The sequence below is a fragment of the Nocardioides sp. CPCC 206348 genome, assembly GCF_048654705.1.
In the GTDB taxonomy this organism is placed as follows: domain Bacteria; phylum Actinomycetota; class Actinomycetes; order Propionibacteriales; family Nocardioidaceae; genus Nocardioides.
Map to the genome: position 1 here is coordinate 3,899 of NZ_JBMCZA010000149.1, position 2,391 is coordinate 6,289.

The following is a 2,391-nucleotide window of genomic DNA, read 5'->3' on the forward strand; positions in this document are numbered from 1 at the left end:
ACTCGCTTCTCTGACGAGTTCTGGCTGGTTGCCTGCCAGCCCGGCTGCCGCGCCTGCTGGGGGAGCGAGCCACGTCCTCACCACGTCGTACTCCCGTGTCCCGGCGGGGTACGACACCGATGTCGCGGGCCTGGAGCTGGTCACGGCGCTGGGCCACCGGGCCAGCCTGTCGGGAAGCAGCTGGCGCCTGTTGTTCGCGTGGACCACGGCAGTGCTGCTCGGATGAGCGCGACCAGGTGGGCGCGCATCGCCGCTGCCGTCGCTGTGACTGCCGTCCTGGTGCTGCTGGTTTCGTGGCGTATCGACGGCGGCCGCTGGGTGCACGTCGAGTCGCCGTCGATGGGAACGGCCGCACCGGTCGGCTCACTGCTGTGGATTGCGCCCGTCGACACCGCCACCCTCGAGGAGGGCGACTTCATCACCTTCCACCCACCCGGGAGCGACGCGCTCTACAGCCACCGCGTGCTCGCGACGTACGACGACGGGTCGTTCACCACCAAGGGCGACATCCCGGGCCCGGACCCCTGGCGGCTGACGGCCGCGGACGTGGTGGGCGAGGTCCGGATGACGTGGTGGGGCGTGGGCTGGCTGGTGGTCTCCGCACCGGTCCTCCTGGGTGGCCTGGCCGTCGTCGTGGTTGCACGGGCAGCGGTCGGGCCGACCTGGCGACTCCCCGTCACGATGATGCTCGCCTCGACCGTCGTCAGCATTGCCGTGGCGGTGTACCAGCCGCTGATCGGCGCCCAGCGGATCGCCTTCGCCCCCGACGGGACCGCGGCGCGTGCCACCTATGTCGGCACCGGGCTGTTGCCCGTCAGGCTCTCCACCCACGGTGGCGAGAGCGCTCCGCTGTCCGCGGGTGAGGTCGGCACCGTCGTCGTACGCGACCCGGACGAAGACGGAATGCTGGAGGTCACCATCGAACCGGCGGTGCCGACGTGGTGGTGGGCCGTGCTCGTGCTCGGCTGCCTGACGCCGGCGGCGATCCGGACCGCCGGGGGCCAACGCCCCCGCGAAGGTGTCCCGGCGGTGCCGCACTAGGCTTCCGGCGTGCCAGCGATCGGAGTCTTCGCCCTCCAGGGCGACGTCCGGGAACACCTCCAGGCCCTGACCGCCCTGGGGGCCGCCGCGTTCCCCGTACGACGCCCCCGGGAGCTCGACCAGTGCGACGGTCTCGTGCTGCCGGGTGGGGAGTCGACCACGATGGCGAAGCTCGCCCGCACCTTCGAGCTGCTCGACCCCATTCGTGAGCGGGTCGAGGCCGGCATGCCGACCTTCGGCACCTGCGCGGGGATGATCCTGCTGGCCGACCGGATCGAGGGCGGGACGGCTGACCAGGAGACGATCGGCGGGCTGGACGTCACCGTTCGCCGCAACGCCTTCGGACGCCAGGTCGACTCCTTCGAGGCCGACCTCGACTTCGCCGGGCTCCCGGCGCCGGTGCACGCCGTGTTCATCCGCGCGCCGTGGGTGGAGCAGACCGGCCCGGACGTCGAAGTCCTCGCGGAGGCACACGGCCACCCGGTCGCCGTACGACAGGGACACCTGATGGCGACGTCGTTCCATCCCGAGGTCGACGGGGACGGTCGGGTGCACCGACTCTTCCTCGACCTGGTGCAGGGCTAGACTCAGTCGCTGTTGTCGTTTCGCAGAGAGAGCTGGAAGAGGGACGGAAATGTCGGGCCATTCCAAGTGGGCAACCACGAAGCACAAGAAGGCGGCCATCGACGCCAAGCGCGGCAAGCTGTTTGCCAAGCTGATCAAGAACATCGAGATCGCGGCAAAGATGGGTGGGCCCGACCTCACGGGCAACCCGACCCTGTTCGACGCCGTCCAGAAGGCCAAGAAGCAGTCGGTCCCGAACAAGAACATCGACTCGGCGGTCAAGCGCGGCGGCGGCCTCGAAGGCACCGGCGTCAACTACGAGACGATCATGTACGAGGTCTACGGGCCCCAGGGCGTGGCCCTCCTCGTCGAGTGCCTGACCGACAACAAGAACCGCGCCGCGATGGAGGTCCGCACGGCGGTCACCCGCAACGGCGGCACCATGGCTGACCCCGGCTCCGTCTCGCGGCTGTTCACCCGCAAGGGCGTCGTCGTCGTCGCGAAGGACCAGGAAGGCAAGTCGGTCTCCGAGGACGACGTGCTCGAGGCGACCCTCGACGCCGGTGCCGAGGACGTCAACGACCACGGTGAGAGCTTCGAGATCCAGTCCGAGGCCAGCGACGTCGTCGCCGTCCGTACGGCGCTCCAGGACGCCGGTATCGACTATGAGTCGGCGGACGTGCTGTTCGTCGCGTCGATGGACATTCCCGTTGCGGACCCCGACGCCGCCGGCAAGGTGTTCAAGCTCGTCGACGTGCTCGACGACCTCGACGACGTGCAGAACGT

The 2,391-nt window shown here is 69.6% G+C and carries 4 protein-coding genes; all 4 read left to right on the forward strand.

What is annotated here, in order from left to right; all coding sequences use genetic code 11:
- Nucleotides 1-226: hypothetical protein (locus ACOADB_RS10240; protein ID WP_378597880.1), on the forward strand; the 226-nt coding region annotated here is incomplete at its 5' end.
- Entirely contained in the window at nucleotides 223-1,041 is an 819-nt protein-coding gene (locus ACOADB_RS10245) for a hypothetical protein (RefSeq protein ID WP_378597882.1), read from the forward strand. The genes ACOADB_RS10240 and ACOADB_RS10245, both read left to right, overlap by 4 nt.
- Nucleotides 1,042-1,050: 9 nt before the next feature.
- The gene (gene pdxT / locus ACOADB_RS10250; RefSeq protein ID WP_378597884.1) at nucleotides 1,051-1,626 is read left to right on the forward strand and encodes a pyridoxal 5'-phosphate synthase glutaminase subunit PdxT; all 576 of its coding nucleotides are present in this window, start codon (nucleotides 1,051-1,053) and stop codon (nucleotides 1,624-1,626) included.
- A gap of 49 nt (nucleotides 1,627-1,675) precedes the next feature.
- A partial coding sequence (locus tag ACOADB_RS10255) for a YebC/PmpR family DNA-binding transcriptional regulator (RefSeq protein ID WP_378597886.1) occupies nucleotides 1,676-2,391 on the forward strand: 716 nt, incomplete at its 3' end.

What these genes read in the sequence shown, in the direction of transcription:
- ACOADB_RS10245 (WP_378597882.1), top strand. Translation starts at nt 223, where the DNA reads ATGAGCGCGACCAGGTGGGCGCGCATCGCCGCTGCCGTCGCTGTGACT.